General features: G+C 46.6%; 14 protein-coding genes. 3 read left to right on the forward strand and 11 right to left on the reverse strand.

The window, feature by feature from the left end; all coding sequences use genetic code 11:
* Positions 1-78: 78 nt before the first annotated feature.
* From A3860_RS28425 to A3860_RS28465, 9 genes are all read right to left on the reverse strand, one after another.
* Positions 79-1,737 carry a RagB/SusD family nutrient uptake outer membrane protein gene (locus tag A3860_RS28425; protein WP_081153051.1) on the reverse strand — a complete coding sequence of 553 codons (1,659 nt, stop codon included), beginning with the start codon at positions 1,735-1,737 and terminating at the stop codon, positions 79-81.
* A gap of 20 nt (positions 1,738-1,757) precedes the next feature.
* A complete protein-coding gene (locus A3860_RS28430) occupies positions 1,758-5,012 on the reverse strand; it encodes a SusC/RagA family TonB-linked outer membrane protein (protein WP_081153054.1) in 3,255 nt (1,084 codons plus the stop codon).
* 102 nt (positions 5,013-5,114) lie between these two features.
* Positions 5,115-5,864 (reverse strand): DeoR/GlpR family DNA-binding transcription regulator, encoded by a 750-nt coding sequence (locus tag A3860_RS28435; RefSeq protein ID WP_081153057.1) that lies wholly within the window; start codon positions 5,862-5,864, stop codon positions 5,115-5,117.
* A gap of 726 nt (positions 5,865-6,590) precedes the next feature.
* Positions 6,591-7,049, reverse strand: a complete 459-nt coding sequence (locus tag A3860_RS28440; RefSeq protein WP_081153060.1) for a hypothetical protein — start codon at positions 7,047-7,049, stop codon at positions 6,591-6,593.
* Between the two features lie 198 nt (positions 7,050-7,247).
* A complete protein-coding gene (locus A3860_RS28445) occupies positions 7,248-10,694 on the reverse strand; it encodes a TraB/GumN family protein (RefSeq protein ID WP_081153063.1) in 3,447 nt (1,148 codons plus the stop codon).
* 47 nt (positions 10,695-10,741) lie between these two features.
* Positions 10,742-12,865, reverse strand: a complete 2,124-nt coding sequence (locus A3860_RS28450; protein WP_081153066.1) for an OstA-like protein — start codon at positions 12,863-12,865, stop codon at positions 10,742-10,744.
* Positions 12,866-12,882: 17 nt separating this feature from the next.
* Positions 12,883-13,851: an MlaD family protein gene (locus A3860_RS28455; RefSeq protein ID WP_081153068.1), complete on the reverse strand. Its 969-nt coding sequence runs from the start codon at positions 13,849-13,851 to the stop codon at positions 12,883-12,885.
* A 269-nt stretch (positions 13,852-14,120) separates the two neighbouring features.
* Positions 14,121-15,080, reverse strand: a complete 960-nt coding sequence (locus tag A3860_RS42140; protein ID WP_081153071.1) for an N-acetylmuramoyl-L-alanine amidase family protein — start codon at positions 15,078-15,080, stop codon at positions 14,121-14,123.
* Between the two features lie 185 nt (positions 15,081-15,265).
* Entirely contained in the window at positions 15,266-16,285 is a 1,020-nt protein-coding gene (locus A3860_RS28465; protein ID WP_081153074.1) for an N-acetylmuramoyl-L-alanine amidase family protein, read from the reverse strand.
* Between the two features lie 79 nt (positions 16,286-16,364).
* On the opposite strand from A3860_RS28465, the gene A3860_RS28470 reads away from it, so the two are divergent.
* Complete coding sequence (locus tag A3860_RS28470; RefSeq protein WP_081153078.1) at positions 16,365-19,124, forward strand: putative LPS assembly protein LptD; 2,760 nt, start codon at positions 16,365-16,367, stop codon at positions 19,122-19,124.
* A 126-nt stretch (positions 19,125-19,250) separates the two neighbouring features.
* Here the strand turns inward: A3860_RS28470 and A3860_RS28475 are convergent, their stop codons facing one another.
* Together A3860_RS28475 and ung are read right to left on the reverse strand one after the other, a co-directional pair.
* The gene (locus tag A3860_RS28475; RefSeq protein ID WP_081153083.1) at positions 19,251-19,994 is read right to left on the reverse strand and encodes a lysophospholipid acyltransferase family protein; all 744 of its coding nucleotides are present in this window, start codon (positions 19,992-19,994) and stop codon (positions 19,251-19,253) included.
* Between the two features lie 155 nt (positions 19,995-20,149).
* Positions 20,150-20,821, reverse strand: a complete 672-nt coding sequence (gene ung / locus A3860_RS28480; protein ID WP_081153086.1) for a uracil-DNA glycosylase — start codon at positions 20,819-20,821, stop codon at positions 20,150-20,152.
* Between the two features lie 180 nt (positions 20,822-21,001).
* Here ung and A3860_RS28485 point away from each other — a divergent pair, with 180 nt between their 5' ends.
* Entirely contained in the window at positions 21,002-21,577 is a 576-nt protein-coding gene (locus tag A3860_RS28485; RefSeq protein ID WP_081153089.1) for an RNA polymerase sigma factor, read from the forward strand.
* Between the two features lie 280 nt (positions 21,578-21,857).
* Positions 21,858-22,961 carry a FecR family protein gene (locus tag A3860_RS28490; protein WP_081153091.1) on the forward strand — a complete coding sequence of 368 codons (1,104 nt, stop codon included), beginning with the start codon at positions 21,858-21,860 and terminating at the stop codon, positions 22,959-22,961.
* The last annotated feature ends 246 nt before the right edge of the window (positions 22,962-23,207 follow it).

Raw genomic sequence — 23,207 nt, forward strand, 5'->3', positions numbered from 1 at the left:
GGCGCCTCTTACTTTTGAGACGCCTTCTTGCAGCTGTTATCAATGTTAGTATCGTTGACCGTAGAACGAAAAGATCTATTACCAGCCGTTATTCTGCATGCTTGCCTGCATATCGGCCGGGTACAACAGGATCTGGTTGGTTGGGATCGCCGATAAATAATTCTTTGGATCGGTAAATGTGCGGTTGCTGGTATAAGGCGTAATATAGCCCTGCGCATTTCTTTTAACAGAAGTGTTGGCCGGTACTTTTGCGCCGAGGAAAATATCAGGGTTTTTGTTGCTGTCCATATAGGTGCCTTTTTTCCAGCGCATCAGGTCCTGGTAACGGAAACCATCCATCATCAGTTCTACGCGCCGTTCCCGGCGTATTTCCCAAATGAGCGAGGTTACGTCGGCATCTTTTTTAGTGTCGGTAAAACCGGGGTCCTGGTGGCCGGCCAGTGTAAGGGCGGCTACCCCTGCACGTGCCCGCAGCTTATTGATCGTATTGTCGAGGTCGGCCTGTGTAAGCGTGTATACGCCCAGGTCATCGAGCTCGGCAGCTGCTTCTGCATAATTCAGGTATACTTCCGATAAATAGAACAACGGCGCATCGGTAGTATTGGTGTTAATGCCGGTGGCAATTGATTTCAACGTATTGGTATCGGGTAAGAATTTGGTTACGCGATAACCGGTGGTTGCGGTAAAGCCGCCTTTTGTATGGCCCAGATAATAGAGATACGTTGTATCAATTGACAGGCGTAATCTTTTATCGCGGTTGGCCAGCACTTTGTTGAAGTCATCATCGCCCTGGTACTGCGCAGAGATAGAGATGGGTTTGCCATCGCTGCACAGGTACGATTCCACTGCCGATTTGCTGAGGCCACTGATGGCGCTGCTGCTGTACAGGTAGGCAATAGTAGAATGCATCAGGTAGGTAGGTTCATATCTTTTATACAGGATCACCTCTTTATTGCCTGCCAGGTTATCAGCATTGTAAATTCCCTGATAATTGGCGCCCAGTACGTATGGCCTTGCCAGCAATGCCTGGGCAGCCGATTTGGCTTCGGTCAGGTATTTGTCGGCATCGGGCAGGGTGAGCTCTGTATGGTATTTACGGTACGTACCTTCAAACAGGCAGATCCTTGATTTCAACGCCAGGGCTGCATCCCTGTTTACGGTGTTGGTGAGGTCGGCCACACGGATATTAGTAGCCGCAAAGTTGAGATCGGCCAGTACACTGTCCATAACCATTTTGCGGGGATCGCGGGGCTTGTAGATGGATGCGCTATCCGTAAACTCGAGTGAATGGCTATACCAGGGTACATCGCCAAAGGTTTGTACCAGGCGCCAATATTGAAGGGCCCTGAACATCCGGGCAATTCCTTTCCAGTGATTCTTTGCTTCATCGTTCATGGCCACCCCGTCAATGCGTTCGAGCATGATGTTGGCTTTTCTTACGTTCGAGAACGACCAGTCGCCATTGGTTGCCGGTGTGGTTTGTGCATATTGCGAAAAAGAAGACGCACACTGGTCATCGGTGAACGTGGTAAAATAAAAATCGCCGTTGGTGCTACTGCCGTTGCCAAAGCCGGGGAACATGTTATAGAATTCCCAGGCATAGGTGCGCACGCTGTTCTCATCTTTCCAGAACTCGGGATCTGTCAATGCATCCGGGTTGCTTACATCAACATATTTTTTACACGATGTAGCTGCCAGCAGCAACAGCAGATACAAAATGACTTTATTAAATTTCATCTGTAAATTTTTTAATTTGTTTAATAAGTGATCTGCAGACCGAATGAAAATTGCCGGCTGAAGGGGTAGGTTCTGCCCGTAAAATTCAAACCGCCATCTGTGATCTCCGGATCTATCGGTGCACCCACATTCGAAATTTCTGCCAGGTTCTGCCCGCTTATATAAAACCTTAATTTCTGCACTTTATACTTGCTCAACAGGTCGGCAGGTAAGGTATAGCCAATCGATACATTTTTTAACCGGCAGTATGCCAGGTTCAGCAGGTATTTCGATTGGGGGTAGAAGTTATTGCTGCCGTTTAACAGACCGCCAATAGTACCGGTTTGGTTGTTGGGGTAGGGAGTAGGGTACTTCGCATTCGGATTGTCGGGCGTCCAGTAGTCAAGTTGATTGGCATACAGGATATCAAGGCTTTGGTACATGGGCAATATGGTATTACCAATGCCCCACCAGCTGCGTTTACCCACACCCTGAATAAAGATGTCTACATCGATGCCCTTCCAGCTGCCGCCAATACGGGCATTATACAAATAACGGGGTTGTGTATTGCCTATCACTTTCAGATCGCCATGATCTGCAAGGGTCATTTTACCCCCGTTAATAGCTTTGTCGCCGTTAAGGTCTTTGTACTTAATATCGCCAGGTCCGTAAGAGAAGTTGCCGCTTTGTAATTTACTTTGTGCAGGCGTTTCTCCTTTAAAGATCCAGTTGTCGCTGGCATCCTTTCCTGAAAAATCGTCTTGTGTAAAATAACGTTCTGTTTCAAAGCCCCAGATCTCACCATAGGTTTTGCCAACGTAGTTCGATGAGCTCACGATCGACATACTGGGGTTATCCCATTTTGTAAATACAGTCTTGTAATCACTGAAACCAATGGTACCATATAAGGCAATGTCTTTGCCAATGGTATAATTGGCATCGATGTTTATTTCATAACCCCGGCTGCGGAAGTTACCTGCGTTGATCTGCGGACCCGAAACGCCATAGGTTGAAGGAACGCTGGCGCTTTGGATCATCCCTTTGGTATTGCGTTCGAACCAGTCAACGGTAATGCCTATATGATTGTCGAGTATGCGCGCATCAACACCGAAATCGAGCGTGTTCACCCGTTCCCATTTTAATGACTTCGCAACAGATTTGGGTTGTGTAATGCTTTGTGCATAAGTACCCGAACTGGTTAACCAGTTTACCTGGGTGCCGGTCATAATTTGCTGATAAATGCTTACACCGGATAAGCTTACATCCTGGTTGCCCAGCTCGCCATAAGAAGCACGCAGTTTAAGGTCGTTTACATAAGGGCTGGCAAATTCCATAAACTCTTCCTGGCTAATGCGGTAACCGGCCGAAACAGAGGGGAAGAAAGCCCAGCGGTCCTGCGGCGGAAACAGCGAAGAACCGTCGTAACGGCCATTCAGCTCGAGCAGGTATTTTTCTTTGTAGTCATAGTTGATTCTTCCAAAATAACCGGCAAATGCTTTTTTACCATGACCGTTCTGGCTCCAGCCTACAGGTACGCCGCTCGATGTAGCGCCACCGGTAAAATCACCAGAGGCGTTGTTGAAATCGGGCTGGGTGGGGTCAAGCATCCCTTTGCGGGTTAAATAGTAGTTGATGTTCTCATTGTCTTCGGCGTTGATACCGCCAATCACTTTCAGGTTGTGGTCGCCGAATTTATCGGTATAGGTAGCAAAGGTGTTCAGGGTATTAACCTTTAAACGGCCGGTGTAATACGTTACGTTGTTTGAACCGCTTGAGATATCGCTCAGGTTCAATTGGCCGGCCGTCCAGTAATCCCATGCTATAACCGGCCCGCTCGATTCGCGGCGGATGCCGTTATCGCGGCCAATGGTATAATCGGCCCTGATGTTTAATTTCTTGCTCAGCTTAATGGTTGCGCCAAGGTCAATCCGTTGATAATTATCGCTGAGCTGGCTTTTGCTGGCGGCCGCCATGTAAGCCGAGTTGGTGCGGAAATATTTACCCTGGTAAGTGCCATAAGGGAAGTAGGAGCCCCAACGCCAGAAATAGTACCAGTAGTTCTGGTATTCATACGGGTAATCGTATTCGAAATTGCGGTACATGGTTTTGGCACTCACATCGAGCCAGTCGGTTACGGAGGCATTGATGCCGGCTGTAATATTGTATTTCTTTACCTGGTCGGGATTCATTTTCATGATACCGCCATCGTTGCTGTAACCGGCCGACAGGTAATAGTTGATTTTTTCGCTACCGCCCGAAATGTTTATGTTGTGCAGTTGTGAGAAGGTATAGTCTTTCAGCATTTCCTTCTTGGGGTCCCACACTTTGTAGAAGTAGGTGCGGCCGTCGGAACCAATATCCCAGTCTTCCCCTTTCACCATTTCTAATCCATTCTTGCCCGCATAATTTTGCTTCCAGTTAATGACCCCTTTCTTTAAGGTCAGCAGGTTCATCCCAAAGGTTTCGGGGGTGAGCTTGGCCCTTACTGCGGCATCGTTCAATGCCTGTAATTCATATTCGGGATCGGCAAAGTCGGGCAGTATGGTAGGTTTGTTCCAGCTGAAGTTATTGGTGTACGAGATGGTTGCCTTTTGATTTTTGCGGCCCGATTTTGTTTTGATCAATACCACTCCAAAAGCCGCGCGGGCCCCGTAAATGGAAGCAGAGGCCGCATCTTTCAGTACAGAAATGCTTTCAATGTCCTGTGGATTGATGATAGAAAGATCGTCTGTTTGCACATTATCTACCAGTATCAGCGGGCGGCTGGCGCCGTTTATTGAGCCTATACCGCGAATGGTTACACTGGCGCCTGCGGTTAAACCTCCGTTACCATATTGAATGGTTAAACCCGGTACAATACCCTGCAAAGCTTTTGTGGGATCGTTAAGGGGTTTGCCGCCAAAGGTTTTGTTTACATCAACGGTTGCCACGGCGCCGGTAAGGTTTACTTTCTTTTGGGTGCCATAGGCAACTACCACTACCTGGTCTAATGATGCAGCTGAGGATCCTTCGAGCTCAATTTTATAGGAGGTGGTACCGGCAACAAGCATTATGCGTTGTGTTTTAAAACCGGTATGCGAAACTTCGAAATACGTGTCATCACCCAGTTGAAGGGTGAATTTGCCATTGAGATCGGTGACCGACCCTTTTTTACTTTTGTCGGTGATTACGTTAGCTCCGGCAACGGGGGTGTTAGTTCCTTTGTCGTAAACTTCCCCGCTGATCGTTTGCCCAAATGCAGCGCTGATAAAGCTGCTGCATAGTACAAGCAGTGCAAGGAAACAGGCTTTTCTCATAAATTTTTTTTTTAGTTAGTAGGAAGTGCAATGGTGCCTGGCTTTACAGGCACGGGTGTTAACAATGAACCGGGGTCATGCTTTTTTTGAGGGCGTGTTTGGTTACAGCACCTGAATACCGGCGTCGATGTACGGTTTTAATACCGGCGAATCGGGCGGTAATTCGGTGATCAATATGTCGATGTCTGAAATGTTGCAAATATGAATGGGCTGCAGGGTGTTGATCTTTTCTGAAATGGTGCAGCAAACGACCTTTTGCGATGAATCGATCATGATCTTTTTCAGCTGGGCTATTTCCCAGTCGTTCTCGGTAGTGCCGCGTTTGATGTCGATGGCATTGATGCCGAGGAAACACAGGTCGGCATTAATGTTTTTGATCTTGGCAATGGCTTCTGCTCCGATCGTGATCTTGGCATTTTTTGATACCCGGTCGCCGATCATGATCACCTCAATATTGGGATGCATCATGTATTCGAGAATGGCGGGTATACTGCCCGAAATAAAGGTGGCTCGTAAAGAAGGTGGAAGGGCCCGGGCCATTTCAATGATGGTGGTACCGCCGCTGGTGAGCACGAACATGCCGTTTTGAATGAGTGCGGCTGCTTTTTCGGCAATGATCCGCTTCTGATCCTGCGAATACACGCTCAATCCCGAATAAGTGATGTCGTTAAAGGAATGGGAAAGGGCGCCGCCATGGACTTTTATGAGTTTGCCTTCTTCTGATAATTCCTGCAGATCGCGCCGGATAGTGTCTTCCGATACCCGGATCTCGTGACTAAGCAGGGATGACAATACTTTGTTGTGCAGGTTCACCTGGTGCAGGATATATGCCTGACGCTCTTTTTTCAGCATATCTGGTTAGTTGGTTCGCTCAAATATAAACTGAAATGTAGCACAAATGCGCACAAAGTTGATTAAATGTGGATGAAATTGGCCAATATGGCGATAAAACGAGCATTATTTTTTAATTATTGCGGTTTTGTGCAGTTATTCGATATGTAGAATGTAAAAGGCGGGCTCGATAAGAAGATATCCGCACGACTGGGATTCTGGGATTATTGGGATTATTGGGATGTATGGGAAGTTGGATGTTTGGATTCTGGGATTATTGGGATGTCTGGGACATCTCTTATCCCAAACATCCCCATATCCCATTATCCCAGTCCGGTTTGGTTGTGGTTTGGTTGTGGTCGTATTGTGGTAATATTGGGTGGTAAAGCCAATATTACCCTACTATTAAGGCAACCAAAAGGAGCAGACAAGAAGAGGTAACCAGATGTAATGAAAGGGAGATGCGGAGGTAACATGACCTAAAGAAAAGGAGAAGAATACCTAAGCAGGAGGTTAAGAACAGGTAACCAGGGGGAAAGAAATGATTTTGTTGATATTGGAGATCAACATATTGCGAAACCCTGAGGTAACCACGAGGTAAAGAAGCGCTGAACTGCGCTACCCGGCTTCGTTCCGGGGCCGTACCTGGAGCGTACCTGCACTACCCATTTCCCAGGCAAAGGGGTAGTAAAAGGGTAGTGTTTGGGTAGTCAAAAAGTGGGGCAGTAACGAAGGTGGTACCTGGCCTTACTTCAACGCAAACCTGATCGTCAACGCAAAGGCATCCGCAACAAAATTGATCTTGGGAAGAATGTCGAGCTCAGGCTTCCAGTCTAATGAAAGATTCACCGGCGCATTGGTGAACTTGTAATCAAGACCTGCAATACCGGTTGGACCAAAATACGTATCGCCATCCTGAAAGCCTACATACACACCACCGCCATAAAACCAGCTCAGGCCCGGCGTATTGAACTTGTTGTGTATCTCAATTAAACCACCCAATCCAAAGCGGTTGCCCCAGGCTACCAATGCCTCAATAGCCGTTTTATCGGTGGCAAAATATTTGGCCGAAATGGCGCTGCTTAAAGTGGGGGATGAGTTGCTGAGCCTTACACCGGCTGCAAACCGGTAGTCCTGCGCCTTGGCGCGCTGGCACAGGATCATACTTAGTAATATAACGGGCAGGGTTATGGAGATCCTTTTCATCTGAAAAACTTTTTTTGATCTTCAATGAATAAATACAATCTCTACAAACAGCTATCCGGGTATCCATAGTTCCCTTCTGCTCAACCTAACCGTTACAGCTGGTGTATTGATCAATGGTGGTAAGTTAAAAACGAAAATAGTGCCAAAGCTATTGATTAACTGGCTGTTAAAGCCCGGCAACCCTTTTTTAACTTATAATTATTCGCGCCAGGATGCTTTTTCCTGGCTTTTAAGATACGTTTTGAAGTGCGCATCTACTTTACCGGCCGAGTAGGTTTCGTCCCAATGTACCCCATTGAGATCGATGTCTGTTTCCAACGATGCGCTGCCTGGTTTATAACCGCCGGCAATACCGAGGTAACCTGCAGGCTCGTCGTCTTCAAGCACTACGCGGTACAGGTAAAATGTATAGGGTTTGCCTTTGTAGCTGGCCGTTCTTTTGGCCAGGAAGGTTATTTTTTTCACTTCATAATCATCTCCGGCTATTGCATTCACAGCCGATTCGCCAAAGAACTGTTGGGTGGCATATTGTTGTGGAAACAGGGCTGTTTTTTTAAGGTCTTTAAGGCCAGCGTAAAATTGTGGTCTTATATCCGCATCTGCAGCCAGTTTAAGTAATTCTGTTGCCGCAACTGCCTGTTTGTTCCTGGTCAGTTGTATCACTGCTTCTTTCTTTATATAAAGGTTCTTTACTGCCACATAACTTTTTAAAACAGCATTGCCGGCAGTTGTATTAAAACCGCCTATCAATTGAAGCAGATCATCAACTATGTAAAATTCCACTTCTTCTTTTTTAACAGCGGCCAGCACTTTTTTAGCCGCTTCAATAAAATCAGTTTGCAGGGGCGCCAGCTGCTCTTTTTTTATAAAGCCGCTGTCAGATAATTTTTTGAAAATTTCAGCGATGCGGCAGCTGTGGGCACTGTCTTTGGCCAGTTTTTGCAGCGTATTGAATAGGGTTGCTGTTAATGCCAGGCTGTCTTTTAACGCATGAATGCATTGAACATCCATCGCTTCTTTGGGTGCGCCGTATTGTTCAATCAATTGGCCCAGGGTGGTGTAGCTTTCCCGGCTATGCAGGCCGGCCAGGGTGGCGAGCGCCGGATTTCTCAGGTCTTCATTTTCTCCGGTAAGCGAGGGATATTTTTCCTTTATAAATGAAACGGTGGTTGAATCGTTTAGGTTCACCAGCATGGCGGCCAACCGGTAATTAGTAAACGAATATTTAGCATAGCTAAACCTGGAAATATATTTTTTGAGTAACGCCTCCTGTAAAAGCGGGGCGTCTGTTTTTTCGAATTGCACTTTGGTGAGCGCATCTACCGCCTGCTCCCTTGTGGCCGAATCTGCGCTGGCGAGGTCCTGCAGCAATAAGGCGGCCTTTGATTGTGTCATGAAATGTTTGTTCTGCTGCGGAACGTTGATGCGAAAACTGTTGAAGAACTCATTGGCACTGGAATTAACTACAAAATTACTGTCGCCCAGTACTGAAACCTGTACAATTTGATCGTCATGTTGATAAAAGCGCATTCTTTTATACTTCACGGCCTCTTTTACCAATAGTTCCAGGGCCGGCTCGCCGTTAAGGACAATATTGGATTTCTGTATAAGGCTGTCGCCTCTGTGCTGATAGCGGCTTGCAGTATTCGCCCAGAACGAACTGTCATTTTTATACCAGGTATATTTTGACAAAGTATCGCGTCTGATATAGTAGGAGCTGGCTGTTGTGGTATCGTATGAATACAAATAATTGTTACCGGCTGAATTATGATTCCTGAATGCGCCGGGAACGCGGGCCGAGAACAGGGAATCGGTGGTTGTATATATATTCCACGGTATAGCGGGCGGCGCAATGAACCGCAGCGAGCTGAAGATCTTCTGGATTTCGGGCGATTGCATTTTTGCGGAATCATTTATCGCCAGCAATACGATATTCCGGTTGTTTTTGATCAGCGATATCCCCTGCATATAAAAGCCTTTTTGCTGAATGTGAGCGCCTTTCAGGGCAATGCCATTATAACCCTGCACATTTATACTGTCGATGTGTATATTAGTGTACTGTGCCTTCATGTTTTGTACCAGCCTGTTTTGAATGGTGGTATCGTTCATGAGATAGAGTCCGGGAAATACCTCTTTTGAAAATAACATCACAAAGCTTCCGCCCGTAAGGTCGGCGCCGGCAAAGGCGCTTATATGCCAGCCATCCCTGTTTATACTTAGTTGTTTATTGTAAGTAAGTTCGGCAGGGGAAATAAGACTTATTCCCATTACCGAGTCAACGAACAGATGCTCGTTTGCCGTAAGTTGTTTTTTGGTAATGGTGAATGAGCCGAAAAACCGGTCGGCATCTGCTGAGCTCAGCATTTCCGGTTTAAGGGCATTCATGAAAGCTACATATAATACGTTTTCATGAATAAAGGCCTGCATCCGCATTTTTTGCCCCATAATGGTATGAATGTACTCCCGGCCTTCAATTCCGCTGATGGTCACATTTTTTGCGGTGAGCTTTTCTGTTGTCTGAAACATCCTTTGCGCCAGTTCCTGTAAAATGCTGTCTTTATTGCCCAATGAACGGGGGCCAGGCACCGACATGGTACAGTAATTCGATAAAGTGAAAATATCGAACATGAATTTCATTTCAATGAGCCCGTATAATTTGATGTCTATAGCATTACCGGGCGTCGACACTTTGTACAGGCCCTGTTTGTCTTCCGATTCTATCCAGGGCAGTTTCACTTCTTTAAAGGTGTAATCGGCGGCATTGATCTTTTTGGAAGAGATCACCGGTTCTACCCTAAAACCTCTTGATCGTAACAGGTGAATGACACCGCTGTCGCCGGGCAAATGGGCCGCCCCAACGGCAATGAACATGGTACGCAGGGCGGTAAGACTGTCGATGCGCCGCGCCATTTTTACATTCCGTTTTATCAGCAACAGGTCTTTAAATTCAGGGCTTGAGCTTCCTGTCATGGCTTCAATGCCTGCAAGGTCCTGGTTGCAATACATTTCAACCATGTTTTCCATCATGTTGTTGGCGGCTTTTTTCGTGACGGAAGTATCGGAGGCCAGCAGCATGTCAATATCCGATTTGTCAACAAGGTCCTCCATCAATCCAGCCTGGTCGGCCATATCTTCTACGCCGCCCACCCATTTTCCCTGACGCCGGGCTATGTTGTACAGGTAAGCATCGAGGAAAGTGGCCATTTCACCCTTTTCCAGATAATCGGTCAGCCATTTGTTCTTTGCTGCAACAATATCGCCGGTGGTAATTTTGGCGGCCGGTTTTTTAAATTTTTTGGCAAGCGCCGCACTGTATTTCTTATAATCTTTTTCGTTCAGCAGGTCCTGCAATTTCTCGCCTTCGGCACCCTCCATGGCTTTATTGATATAATAAGCGCCCAGCTCATCGGGGCTTAACTCAATGGCCAGTCCTTCCACCTTTTCAATAGCCCGGTATACCGAATCGCCTAAATTGAACAATCGTTTATCGGTGAGGTGTATAGTGCCGTATAAATAAGATGGTTGTTGAAGCCCTTTACCTGAAATGCGCCATAGTAAGGTTTTGGTATTGCTTTGCTGGCTATAGGCGCAGGAGGGTACAATGCATAATACCACCAGGCAGCATGCGAGTAAAATACGGAGCATAAGTAAGGGTTTAACGATATATTGTTGAAATAATGCTTCTGCGATCGCTACGGCTTTTTCCGGCGGAATGGACTTGGTTCTTTTTTGGCGGCTGGCGTTTGTGACGAATCGGCGGGTTGCTTTGACTGCTCTTTCGGTTGATCAGCCTTCGATCCTTCTTTAGTTCCTGGCGTTACCAGCGGTTTCAGCTGCATACTATCGGTTAAATCGTCTGCGCTGTCTTTTATAATAACCGGTTTAATATCCTCGAACAATTCAAATTTTGTCTTCGGCCGTTTGTCTTCGAGCCATTTAAAGTTGCGGAGCGTTTTATTTTCCTCTTTGGCCTGTTTTATCGGGTACAGGGTGCCTGTTACTTCGCTAATGAACACCACTTTATTCAGCTCCTTGTTCTTGAACCGCATGTCAATGATATCGCTGGTGGCATTATTGATGCCCACGAGGTAATTCTTGTCGTCTTTGACGTAATAAATGCTTTCGGCATTACCCTGTGCCCGCATATAATCAATGGCCCCGTTCTTGAAAAATCCGTTCAGGCGGTTACCCTTTATCTGGTTATACATGCCCTTATCGCTCTGGTTAACGGCAAAGCCGTTCTCAAACACATTCAGGCGGTCGGGGTTTTTATTCTTTGTATACAGGTAAATGGTATCGCCGGTGATCTGGCTGTTGCTGGCCCACATAACCGGGTCGGTGTACAGTTTGAAAATAGAATCCTTGCCCGAATAGAACAGGCTGTCGCAGACGGCCTGCATGGAGTCGGAGAAGATGCGCACATGGTTCCAGGCCATAAAATAACGGTCGGTACTGTCGTTATTATTTTCGGTGGCCACCTTAGCCGGTTTATTGGCAGGCGCCGTTACTTTAGCGCCTTTTTTATTGACCGGTTTTTTGGCAAGGCTTGAATCAGGGGTTACCGTTTTGGCGGTATCACGCTGCAGTTTGACCGAATCTTTTAAGACTGGCAGTTTGGCCAGGCTGGTATCTGCCATTACGGGCTGCACAGAATCCCGTGGCAAACTGATTGAATCTTTTTTGAAAGGTTGTTTGGCGAAGCTGGTATCTGCCATTATTTTTTGAGCAGAATCTTTTTGCCGGTTGATGGTATCTTTAATAAGCGGCTTTTTACCGAGGCTTAATTCCACCGCTTTGCGTTTAACTGAATCTGATGGCACCGCGCTGCTGTCTTTATTATAGCCCGGCAGCCTGCTGAGCCGGCCCGAGGCCAGGGTATCACCCGTAATATATACAGAATCTTTATCCTGCTTTATGATCATTAACGGATGCTGGGTGGCGCGAAAGGTGCCTTCGGCGCGATTGGCTTCAATTAAATTCCCTAATACCGATACGCCCTGGGCGGTATCTACATATACTGCATTGCCACGCAGTATGCTGATGCCGGTACTGTCATTGCTGTCGATGGTTTCGGCGGTAATTCTTACGGCGCCGTCATTCAGTATTGGCCGTTTGCCAAAAAAGGCTTTCCGGTTACGGGTATCATAGAACCCGTCGCTGGTTTTTATCGTACGCTTTGCGCTGTCAACAATGGTAGTGGGGGCAATAAATGTAGCTATCTGGGTGGTCGTATTGTATAAGAGTGAATCGGTCTTTAATGTATACTTGGGATCTTTGAGGTCAACATCTTTCTTGAAATATACGTCCTTGAGCTCTTCGTAATAAGTGCCTTCTTTACTGGTGAGAACCGATGACTGATTGATGAGCTTGCCGCCATTATGGTATTCCCCGATCTTCGTGTTCATGTCATACTGCAGCTCATTGGTATACAGGGTGCTCTTACTATCAGTTAACGATACGTTATTTTTAAGGTAAGCTAATTTGGTATCAACATAGTATTGCAGGTATTGCGAGCGAATATTCACCGTATCATTATCGATAATGTGTACATTACCGAATGCTTCTACATACCGGGTGTTTTTGTTATAGACGGCGCTGTCGCAATTGATCAATGTATTTTCCTGCCGCAACTTCACATTACCGGCCAGCGTTTGCAGGTTGGTAAATGAGTCGGGATGTTTATAGCTAAGCCTGTCTGCATTGATGAGTGTTACCACTTTCATCGAATCTGCACCAGGCCGGGTGGTAATTACCTGAGAATGTACTTTGCCAAAAGATAACAACGCTATCAGCGGCCAAAACACATATCGTATCATTTATAAAGCTTTCCTTGTTATTTCAATGTATCAATCGGCGCTTTCAATGGCCCCTTTTTATCTTTTGTACCAAACAGGGATATGTTAATATAACGTTTCGGATTTACCCGCAGGTCGTCGAGCAAGATAGTCAAACTGCGATTGGTGCGGCGAACTTCTTCATACAATTGGCGATCATTTAACAGCATACCAATAGTGCCTTCCTTGCTATCTATTTTGGCGATGCCCGCTTCGAGCCGCGACATGGTACGGTTCATGCTTTCAACGGCTTCTGCGATCTTTGCTTTCGACAGTTTATCTGTAGCTGTTTGCAGGTTGCTGAACGTGCTGTCGATCTTGGGACCATTCTTTGCAAAATTCGAAGTAATGGTATGCAGGTTACCGATTGATTTAGCCAGCAAACCAGTTTCAGTATTCAGCATTTGCTCCAATGAATGCGATGATACGGCCAGGTTGGCAATAATACCCTGTAAATTGTTACGGGTATTAGGGTCAAGGATCGTATTCAGTTTCTGGATCACTTCATCGAGTGAAAGCAGGGTCTTGTTTACATTATCAATGGCGGGGTTTATAGAGCTCTGCAGCTTGTCGGTAAGCCCCAGTGTACGTTCGGTGCGCAGGGTATCACCTTCTTTCAGATAATCGGCGCCATTGCCCAAAAATATATTCACGCCGGTAGAACCTAACAATTCACTGCTGAGGGTAGCCACTGAATTGCGGGGAATATTGAGGTCTTTGGTAAGGGTGATGGTAACCACAATACCGCTCAGGTTCTTGTCTTTTTCCTGCAAATTGGTGACTTTACCTACCTGCAGGCCATTGATGAAAACGGGGTTGCTGGCCACCAGTTTTTCAACATTCGGAAATACGGCATACACTTCTTTTCCGCTCACACTTTTTCCTTTCAAAAAATTAAAGCCAAGAATAAGCACAGTGATCGCAATTGCGGTTAATGCGCCTACTTTAGTTTCGTTTGAGATTTTCATCTGAATATGCTATGATGTTTTCAATGGCCAGACAAATCCCTGCAGACAATTGTTCACAACGAGGTGAAAATAAGACGCAAGTGGTTTCATCTGAACGGGTTTTGTTTCAAAGGTTGTTCCTATAAAACGGCCAATTGGGAGCAAAAGTATAAAAAATTGAAATAGACGGGGTTGGAAAGTTGGCTGACCCTGTTAATAGGGGTGAAATGGTTGAACAATTGAAGTGGGGCAGGGTAGTGATTCAGTTATTCAGTTTGTAAGTTCCGCCTTTACGATCTCGCACCCTGTGGCCGGCCCTTCTGGTTTGTGTTCTGGCCCACCGATTGGGTGGTACCCAGGCCGCTGTACCTGATAACAGCTTTTGTTATGGCGGTAGCCATTTCTTCCTGTCCTTTTTTACTGTTCAGGTAGGCTTCATCCGAGCTGTGGGTAATGTATCCGGTTTCTACCAGAATACTGGGCATGGCCGTGGCCTGTAAAACCCAGATGCCTTTTTCATTGCGTTGTTTTACCCCGCGGTTGATCATGTGGCCAATTCTCGCCACTTCTTCCTGCACCATAGAAGCCAGCAGCAGGCTTTTGGTGAAAAAGCGTTTGGTCCACAACAGCGATTTGGCCTTGAATTCAGGGTCATTGATATCCGGCGCATATTCGGTGCTGTCGTTCACATCTTCGGCTATACGCTCCGAAACAAATGATCCTTTGATGGCCGACCTGTCGGCCGCCCAAATATAGGTTTCGGTACCGCGCGACGGGTTATCGGTAAATGTGATCTTATATTTCTTTTCCTTGCGGGTGTGCTTTATGCGCTTTCTTCCTTTTTTGGTATAATATACTTCTGTTTTATACCCTATAAATTTCTGGTGCCTGATCTTGGGGGCTGCATTGGCGTGAATGGAAATGAACAGATCGCCTTTATTTCTATTGGCATAATCGGCCCGGGCTTTTATTTCCGGGTAGGTATCGCCCATGCGGGTATAATAAATTTTTATATCGGGGAACACCTGTTTCAGTTGCTGGCCCAGCTTTAATGCAATGGCCAGGCACACTTTTTTTTCGGTGGAATAATCGCCGTGGGCGCCCGGATCGCTGCCGCCATGCCCGGCATCAATGATAATAGTCTTGATACCCGGTTTAACGGCTTTACGCATAGCAGGGGCTGTGCTATACGAGGAAACAACCATGCAGAAGCCAGTGCCTAACAGGCCTAAGATCATTTTTCGCAGCATGTATTCCGGGAGTTTTTATAATTCTGTCTATATCCGGTATAACGCAAAGATAGTGCTGCTATTGGCTTATTAATTCGTTAATATTCAAAAAGTACTGAAAACTAATGCGCTAATGAGATAATCACGATATAGCCTGCACAGGTTCTGCTAATTTGCTTATAGTAAAACTCCGATTTCTGGCGGCTTTAATTACTACCGGCAGCTGCTGCTGCCGGTGCAGGTGCAGGCGTTCCTGTGGCTCCGCCGGTTTGCTGAACGGGGGCAGAACCGCCTTCCAAACTCGTTTTATAACGTTTTATGGCAGTGACGATCTGGGCAACAATCTCATCCTGTCCTTTTTCACTGTTGAGGTATTCTTCTTCTTCGGTTTGGGTAACAAACCCGGTTTCAACCAGTATACTGGGCATGCCGGTGGCCTGCAATACCCAGATGCCTTTTTCATTCCGCTGTTTTACGCCCCGGCTCAGCCGGCCGCCTTTTACAAATTCATCTTCTACAAACGTGGCCAGCAGCAGGCTCTTGCTGAAATATTTCTTTTCGTACAGCTGGGCGCGGATCACCGCTTCGGGTGAATTCAGATCGAGCTCGTTGGTACTGTCATTAACGTTTTCGCCAAATTCACCGGTCGATTGAATGGCCGACCCTTTATAACCGGTACGGTCCGCCGCCCAAATGTAGGTTTCGGTGCCGTGCTCGTTATTTTTTACCGCGTAGCTTTCATAAATGGGCTCCCGCACGGTTTTTTTACGTCTTTTAGACCCCCTGCCAACATACACTGTACGGTTCCTGTGCCCCACAACCCGTTTGGCATAGTATTCACCGGCCCTTAAGCCATTCGAATTACAGTGAATGGCGATGAATAAGTCGCCCTTGGCCTGGTTAGCCATATCGGCGCGATATCGCAGGGCATCATGAATATTGTTCAATCCCCCGGGCAGCTCATCGGTGGTACGGGTAAAGATCAATTTGCTTTCGGGCAATTCCGTGGCCAGGGCCTTGCCCAGTTTCAACGAAATTGACAGGGCAATAGCCGCTTCAGTAGTGACCTGGCCACTCGCCCCCTGGTCAATGCCGCCATGGCCGGGGTCAATAATAATAGTGCTCAGTACGGGTCTCTGTTGCGCCCATGCGCCGGTTCCGGCAAATACGACAATTCCTACAACAAAAAAGCGTTTAAAGCAGCGATATAAATTTTTTTTATTCATTTATTGTTCAAGAATTTAGGAGACATTAATCTTCACATATTCTTAATGCATTAATACCTATTTTTGCCACCACCTGCATATGATGAACGGACGCAAAAATAATTTAAAAGATGGTTCGGCCCTGATTTTATCCTTATGGCTTTTGCTATTAACGTCTGATCTCTGGGCGAATTATTTTTCCTCCCCCCATTTTGACAATTCATTAACCTGGATTGCTCAGGATACAACAAAACCTGTCCGGGCATTAGATACAATCCCTAAAGCCCCCAAACGCCCCGATTCCGTTCCCGGGAAAGATACTTTAATTAACAAAACAGATACCGTTGTAAATAAAACAGATACTGTTAATGTTGCCGTATCGGCCGATTCGCTGGATGCGCCGGTGGCCTATAAAGCGTCTGACAGCATGGTGCTGAACGTGCCCGATAAAAAGATCATCCTGTACAGCAAAGCGAATGTAAAGTACAAGGATATGGATCTTTCGGCCGACAGTATAGAGCTTGACCAGGGCACACAAATGGTAACAGCTACTTTCCGTAAAGATACGGCAGGAAAGATGATCGGCCGCCCGGTAATGGTGCAGGCCGACAGTAAAATGTCGTCGGATGTTATCAAATATAATTTTAAAAGCCAGCGGGGGATCACTGAAAATACCATGACCATGCAGGGCGAAATGCTGGTGCTGGGTGAAAAAGTGAAGAAGATAAACGACAAGGATTATTTTGCCTACCGCTCCCAGTTCACTACCTGTAATTTAGATACCCCGCACTTTGCGTTCCGCGCCAATAAAATGAAAATGGTAAGCCAGAAGCTGGCCGTATCGGGCCCCATTCACCCCGAGTTTGAAGGCGTTCCGGTGCCTATATATATACCATTTGGATTTTTCCCTTTATCGCAAGGCCGGCACTCGGGCATTTTGCCGCCGCAGTTCTCCCAAAGCGAACAATTCGGTTTGGGGTTGGAAGGGCTGGGCTATTATAAAGTGCTGAACGAGTATTTTGACGTTACCATGCGTACGAATTTATATTCCTATGGCGGCTATTCGCTGTTTCTGACGCCAACTTACCGGGTACGCTACCGGTATAATGGGGCCATGAACCTCTCGTACCAGTCGTCGCGTATTTTGTCGAACAGCGCCAAACAGGAATTCACCAATACCAAAACCTACAGCATCAACTGGAACCATACGGTCGACAGCCGCGCCAGGCCGGGGACCTCCTTTTCAGCGAATGTGAATATTGCTTCAACAAAATACAATCAATTAATACCGAACAATCCAACGCTCAATTTTACCAATACACTCAGTTCGTCAATTGCTTATTCAAAGACCTGGGGTACCAAATATAATCTTACCGCCACGGCCAACCATAACCAGAATAACCAAACGCAGGTCATTAACCTGAACCTGCCCAACCTGTCGTTCACGGTGAATACCCTGTATCCTTTACAGCCGAAAGAATATGCAGGCGTGTCGAAATGGTATCATAAACTGGGTGTGGGGTTAAACAGTACCGTGTCGAACCAGGCCAGCTTCCTGGAAAAGAATTTCAGCCTCATGAAAATAATCGACACCATGCAATGGGGCGCGCAACACTCTATTCCCATTCAATTGTCGTTACCGCAGCTGGGGCCTTTCCAGATCTCGCCCGGTATCAGCTATTCGGAAAAATGGTATTCGCAAAAACTGACCCGTACCTGGGATACGGTTAATTATAAACTGGATACAACCATTCAAAAAGGATTGTACCGCTCCAATGACGTATCGTTCAGCCTGGGTTTGAACACGGCGATGTACGGCATGTTCGATAAGTTTGGGAAGAAAAGCCCCATAGCCGCCATCCGCCACGTAATACGGCCGAACCTTTCTTTCAGCTACAAACCCGACCTCGGTGCAAAGTATCATTACAATGTACAGGTTGATACCGCATATGGCAAAACACCGGGTAATGGCCACTTTCAGCGCTTCTCTTATTTTGATGGAAGCATTTACGGCGCTCCCTCGGAAGGCGTTTTTGGCGGTATTGGCTTTGGTATTGATAATAACATTGAAGCCAAAGTGCGGTCGAAAAAAGATACGGCCAACGGCGGCATAAAGAAGATAAAACTGATAGATGGTTTTGGTTTTACCAGCAGCTATAATTTTATTGCCGATTCGTTCAAGCTGTCGCCATTCAGTTTGTATGTGCGCAGCACCCTGTTCGAAAAAATAAACATTACTGCCGGCGCCACTATGGACCCCTACCAGGTTGATTCATTTGGCTACCGAATTGATAAATATATGTGGCAGAAAAAAGGGTTCTCACTCCGGAACCTGGGCCGCATCACCAGCGGAAATATTGCCATCTCTACTTCTTTCCAAAGCCAGAAGGGAAAGGACAAGAAAGCTGCGCAACAAAAGGAGCAGGCCCTGAAAGATCAGGGAGGGATACTCACAGCCGAAGAACAACAGGCCCAATTGGCGTATACCCGGGCCAACCCCGCCGAGTTTGCCGACTTTAATGTGCCCTGGTCATTGAGCCTTTCGTATTCGATGAGCTTTAGCCGTGCCTTTAGAAGCGATTATTCGGGCTGGCAAACTACCACGTATTCAAGCATGAGCTGGAACGGCGACTTTAACCTTACCCCCAAATGGAAGTTTGGGATGAACGGGTACTACGATATCAAGGCTTCCAAAATACAGACCTTTACCATGTACATTTCGCGCGAAATGCACTGCTGGCAGCTAAGCATCAATGTAACCCCGGTAGGGTTGTACCGTACGTTCAATTTTACCATCAGTCCCAAGTCGGGTATTTTGCGCGACCTGCGCATCAATCGTACAAGATACTTCTATCAATAAGACTTACTTGTGGATATATAAGTTTCAGTTGCAGGTTACAAGTTTCAGGTTACAGGGTGCCGGTTGCCAGTTTCCGGTTACCGGGCCTGGTAACTGGCATCCGGTAACTGGTAACTACTGCATAGCTCACTTTGCATGTGCCGTGTAGTAATCATACATTATTTTAAAAACTCTCTCTTTCAACGACTGTGTAGTTTCGCCGGGCTGAACCGGAACGGGTGGCAGGAAATGCATTTCCATTTTATGCGGCATCAGGAAGAAAGGCTTGCTGGCCGGTAATACTTTCCGGGTATTGAAGATGAGGCTGGGAATAATGGCTTTGCCGCTGTCGATAGCCAGGCGAAAGGCGCCATCGTGAAAAGGCTTCAGCGGTTGATCGCTTTTATTACGGGTGCCCTCGGCATACAAACACATATGCAATCCCATATTGAGCACCTTTTTCATTTGCAGATAGCTGTCTTTACGGCTGGCTTCGCTTTTGCGGTCAACCAGTACCGAACCGGTTTTATAAATAAGACCAAAGAGGGGAATGCGGGCCATTTCAACTTTGGCGATCGTTTTATTACCCCCGGGAATGGCCGGGTACGAAATGGGCACATCCATGAACGAGTTATGATTGCTGACGACAACATAGGTTTCGCCGGGGGCAAAATTTTTTCTTCCTTTTACTATTAGCGGACAGCCAATCAGCGGCAGGTAAGTGCCCATCCATACCCGCGACAGGGCAGCAAAGCGCCTGGTTTTTTTGGGGTCGCTGGCAAAATAGCTGAACAGCAGGAAGGGGATCAATATGATCAGCATGGTGGCAACAAATGCCAGCGCTGCCCACAGGGCGCAAATACGGCCGACAATTTCTCTAATGATCTTCATCTATTATATTAGTCTGTACAGGGTGCAAGTTACAGGTTACCGGGTGCCGGTTACCTGTTACCGGGCAAAAAAATCGGAGAATCCGAATCTTTGCAGCGTGATCGAAATTCAGGGCCTGGAAACCGGAAACTGGTAACTGGCAACGGATAAAAATATTACAATGACCAATTAATTGGATCAATACCGTTTCTAACTAAATACTCATTCGCTTTCGAAAAATGACGGCAGCCAAAAAAACCGGCATACGCCGAAAGGGGCGAGGGGTGCGCCGATTTTAACACCAGGTGTTTGGTTTCATCGATGAGTACCTGTTTTTCCTGCGCAAATTTTCCCCACAGCATAAACACCACATGCTGTTTTTGTTCAGATACTTTTTTGATAACATTATTGGTGAACTCGGCCCAGCCGATCTGTGAATGGCTCATGGGTTCGCCAGCCCGTACGGTTAACGAGGCATTGAGCAACAGCACACCCTGTTCGGCCCATTTGGTAAGGTTGCCATGGTCGGGAATGGCCACGCCCACATCGCTTTGCAATTCTTTAAAAATATTCACCAGCGAAGGTGGCGGCGGCACACCGTTCGAAACAGAAAAACACAAACCATGCGCTTGCCCCACCCCGTGATAGGGGTCCTGGCCCAGGATCACTACTTTCACATTTTCGAACGGCGTTGTATTGAATGCATTAAAGATCTGTGAGCCCGGCGGATAAATGGTTTTGCCCGCCATTTTCTCAGTCTTTAAAAAGGTAACGATGTTCTGAAAATAGGATTTGGCAAATTCGGGTTTTAATGCTGTTTTCCAGCTTTCCTCAATTTGTACGTCCATGGTTCTTAAATAATATTTGCGATAAAAATAAGGAAAGGGAATTTATTTGATATAGTTAATTTACCTGTTATGTAACTCCTACGATTACCAGGTGCTAACATTTTTTTTGCATTGAATTGCAAGGAAGCCTTAATATTGTACGCTTTGAAATGCGAATAATGTAACCTATCCGAAGGGCTGATGTTGAATAATGACACACAGTTAGAAGCCCAGTGGCTTCAACGATTGCAACAAAACGACGAGCAGGCATTGGCTGCCATCATGAGAAAGTATTATACCGCCTTGTACAATTATGGGGCCCGCTTTACCAGCGACGATGCCCTTATAAAAGATTGTATACAGGAGGTGTTTATTAGTTTATGGCAACGAAGAGAAAATGCCGCTTCAATCTTATCGCCCCGTTATTACTTACTGCGTGCTGTAAAGAACAAGGTGCTTAAATCACTGCACCAGCATACCATAAAGACCGGTTCCTTTGAACCGGGCGAAGCGTACGATTTCTTACAGGAATTGTCGGTAGAAACACTCATCATTGACAAACAGCTGTCTGATGAGCAGGCCATGGTGCTGCGCAAAACCATGTCGCAATTGTCGAAACGACAGCATGAGCTTATTTACCTGAAGTTTTATCAACACCTCGATCATGCGCAAATTGCCGGACTGATGAACCTCAGCCGCCAGAGTGTTTACAACCTGCTGCACGAAACCATTCAAAAACTGCGAAGCCTGTGGCAGGCGGAGTTATTTAATCAATAACAGGCGAAAGAATGATGTCCTGATTTAATTGCCACCCTTGCAGGTTTAAAGTTTCAGGTTACCAGTTACCTGTTGCCAGGGACCTGAATACCCATCACTTTACAAATAATCGGGTTCTCCAAATTTCTGACCGGTAACCGGGACCCGGTAACCGGTAACAGCCCACTCACCACCCAGCCAGTGATACTTTTATAACCGGGAGTGATATTTTTTTAACAAACTTCAGTTTTCACCAGTAGGATTTCGCGGTAACGGGAACTTACTGGTACAACCGAGAAGTATGAAGGATTTCCGGCTTTATGATATTTCAGATTTTGTAATAGATGAGGACTTTATCCGCTGGGTACACGAACAGCGCGAAGAAGACAGCCTGTTCTGGAACGGCTGGCTGCAACAACACCCCGATAAACACCTGGTGATCGCAACGGCCAGGCGCATCGTGGAATCAATACAGTTCAAACAAACCGCCATTGACGGGCAAACGGTAGAGTTGGAGGTGAACCGGTTATTGCATACTATCACGAAGGAACAGGTGAAGCCTGTATCCCGGAAAGGCATGGTCATTTCTTTCAAACGCTGGTATGCGGCCGCAGCAGTAGTGCTGTTGTGCGCAACCGGCGCCTGGTATTTCTTTATTCGCAATAACAGCATTCCCCCGTTCGCGTATACTACCATGGTGGCGGCCAAACAACTGATTGAGCATGTGAATACTTCCGGAAAACCGTTGGTGCTCACCCTGCCCGATGGAAGCCGGCTTACCCTTGCCTCGGGGAGCCGAGTCAGTTATGCCCATACCTTCGGTTCCGCCGATACCGCCAAAAACGGCGTTACCCGCGATGTGTATTTGCTGGGCGAGGCATTTTTTGAGGTCACCAAAGATCCGCACCGGCCCTTCAGGGTGTTTGCCAATGAAATAGTGACCAAAGTGCTGGGTACCAGTTTTACCGTTCGGTCGTTCGAAAAAGATACCACCATACAGGTTACCGTACGTACCGGAAAAGTGACTGTGTATGCGCAGGCGGCAGCTGCTTCCCGGGCCCGCAGCGAAATAATTTTAACCCCCAACCAGCAGCTGGTATATGAAAGGAGCGCACAAAAATTCCAGAAGGTATTGCTCAACAATCCCGCAATGATAGCGCCGCCGGTGGCCGAAAAAACGCTGGTATACGATGATGCCCCGTTAGATAAAGTGTTCAGCGACCTTAGTAAGGCCTATGGCATCAATATCGTTTTCGACAGCGACCTGTTGAAAAAATGCACCGTTACCGCCGACCTTACCAATGAATCGTTCTACCGCAAGCTGGTGCTCATTTGCAGCGCCATCGATGCGCATTATGAAGTGATAGACGGACAGGTGGTCATAGAGTCAAGCGGGTGTAAATAAACGGGCCGCAGTAATAACTGAGGCTGTTGTGGCCTGTTGAAGGGGAAGTAAGAAGTAGAAAGTAAAAAATAGAAAATGACTGTTTTAATTTATTTATAAACCAAATAGTATGACCAGGTTACCACCATAGAAAAACAAAAAAAGAACCCTGACATTGTTTGCACCAATATCAGGGTTGCTAAGAGAATTTGTCCTGCAGGTTTGAAGGTTGCGGGACAAACATTGATTAAAACGGATTGCTTTAAC

Source organism: Niastella vici, from assembly GCF_002077945.1.
Classification (GTDB): domain Bacteria; phylum Bacteroidota; class Bacteroidia; order Chitinophagales; family Chitinophagaceae; genus Niastella; species Niastella vici.

Bases quoted from the DNA above. Each gene is read 5' to 3' on its own strand.
- A3860_RS28425 (WP_081153051.1), bottom strand. From the start codon at position 1,737: ATGAAATTTAATAAAGTCATTTTGTATCTGCTGTTGCTGCTGGCAGCT.
- A3860_RS28430 (WP_081153054.1), bottom strand. From the start codon at position 5,012: ATGAGAAAAGCCTGTTTCCTTGCACTGCTTGTACTATGCAGCAGCTTT.
- A3860_RS28435 (WP_081153057.1), bottom strand. From the start codon at position 5,864: ATGCTGAAAAAAGAGCGTCAGGCATATATCCTGCACCAGGTGAACCTG.
- A3860_RS28440 (WP_081153060.1), bottom strand. From the start codon at position 7,049: ATGAAAAGGATCTCCATAACCCTGCCCGTTATATTACTAAGTATGATC.
- A3860_RS28445 (WP_081153063.1), bottom strand. From the start codon at position 10,694: ATGCTCCGTATTTTACTCGCATGCTGCCTGGTGGTATTATGCATTGTA.
- A3860_RS28450 (WP_081153066.1), bottom strand. From the start codon at position 12,865: ATGATACGATATGTGTTTTGGCCGCTGATAGCGTTGTTATCTTTTGGC.
- A3860_RS28455 (WP_081153068.1), bottom strand. From the start codon at position 13,851: ATGAAAATCTCAAACGAAACTAAAGTAGGCGCATTAACCGCAATTGCG.
- A3860_RS42140 (WP_081153071.1), bottom strand. From the start codon at position 15,080: ATGCTGCGAAAAATGATCTTAGGCCTGTTAGGCACTGGCTTCTGCATG.
- A3860_RS28465 (WP_081153074.1), bottom strand. From the start codon at position 16,285: ATGAATAAAAAAAATTTATATCGCTGCTTTAAACGCTTTTTTGTTGTA.
- A3860_RS28470 (WP_081153078.1), top strand. From the start codon at position 16,365: ATGATGAACGGACGCAAAAATAATTTAAAAGATGGTTCGGCCCTGATT.
- A3860_RS28475 (WP_081153083.1), bottom strand. From the start codon at position 19,994: ATGAAGATCATTAGAGAAATTGTCGGCCGTATTTGCGCCCTGTGGGCA.
- ung (WP_081153086.1), bottom strand. From the start codon at position 20,821: ATGGACGTACAAATTGAGGAAAGCTGGAAAACAGCATTAAAACCCGAA.
- A3860_RS28485 (WP_081153089.1), top strand. From the start codon at position 21,002: ATGTTGAATAATGACACACAGTTAGAAGCCCAGTGGCTTCAACGATTG.
- A3860_RS28490 (WP_081153091.1), top strand. From the start codon at position 21,858: ATGAAGGATTTCCGGCTTTATGATATTTCAGATTTTGTAATAGATGAG.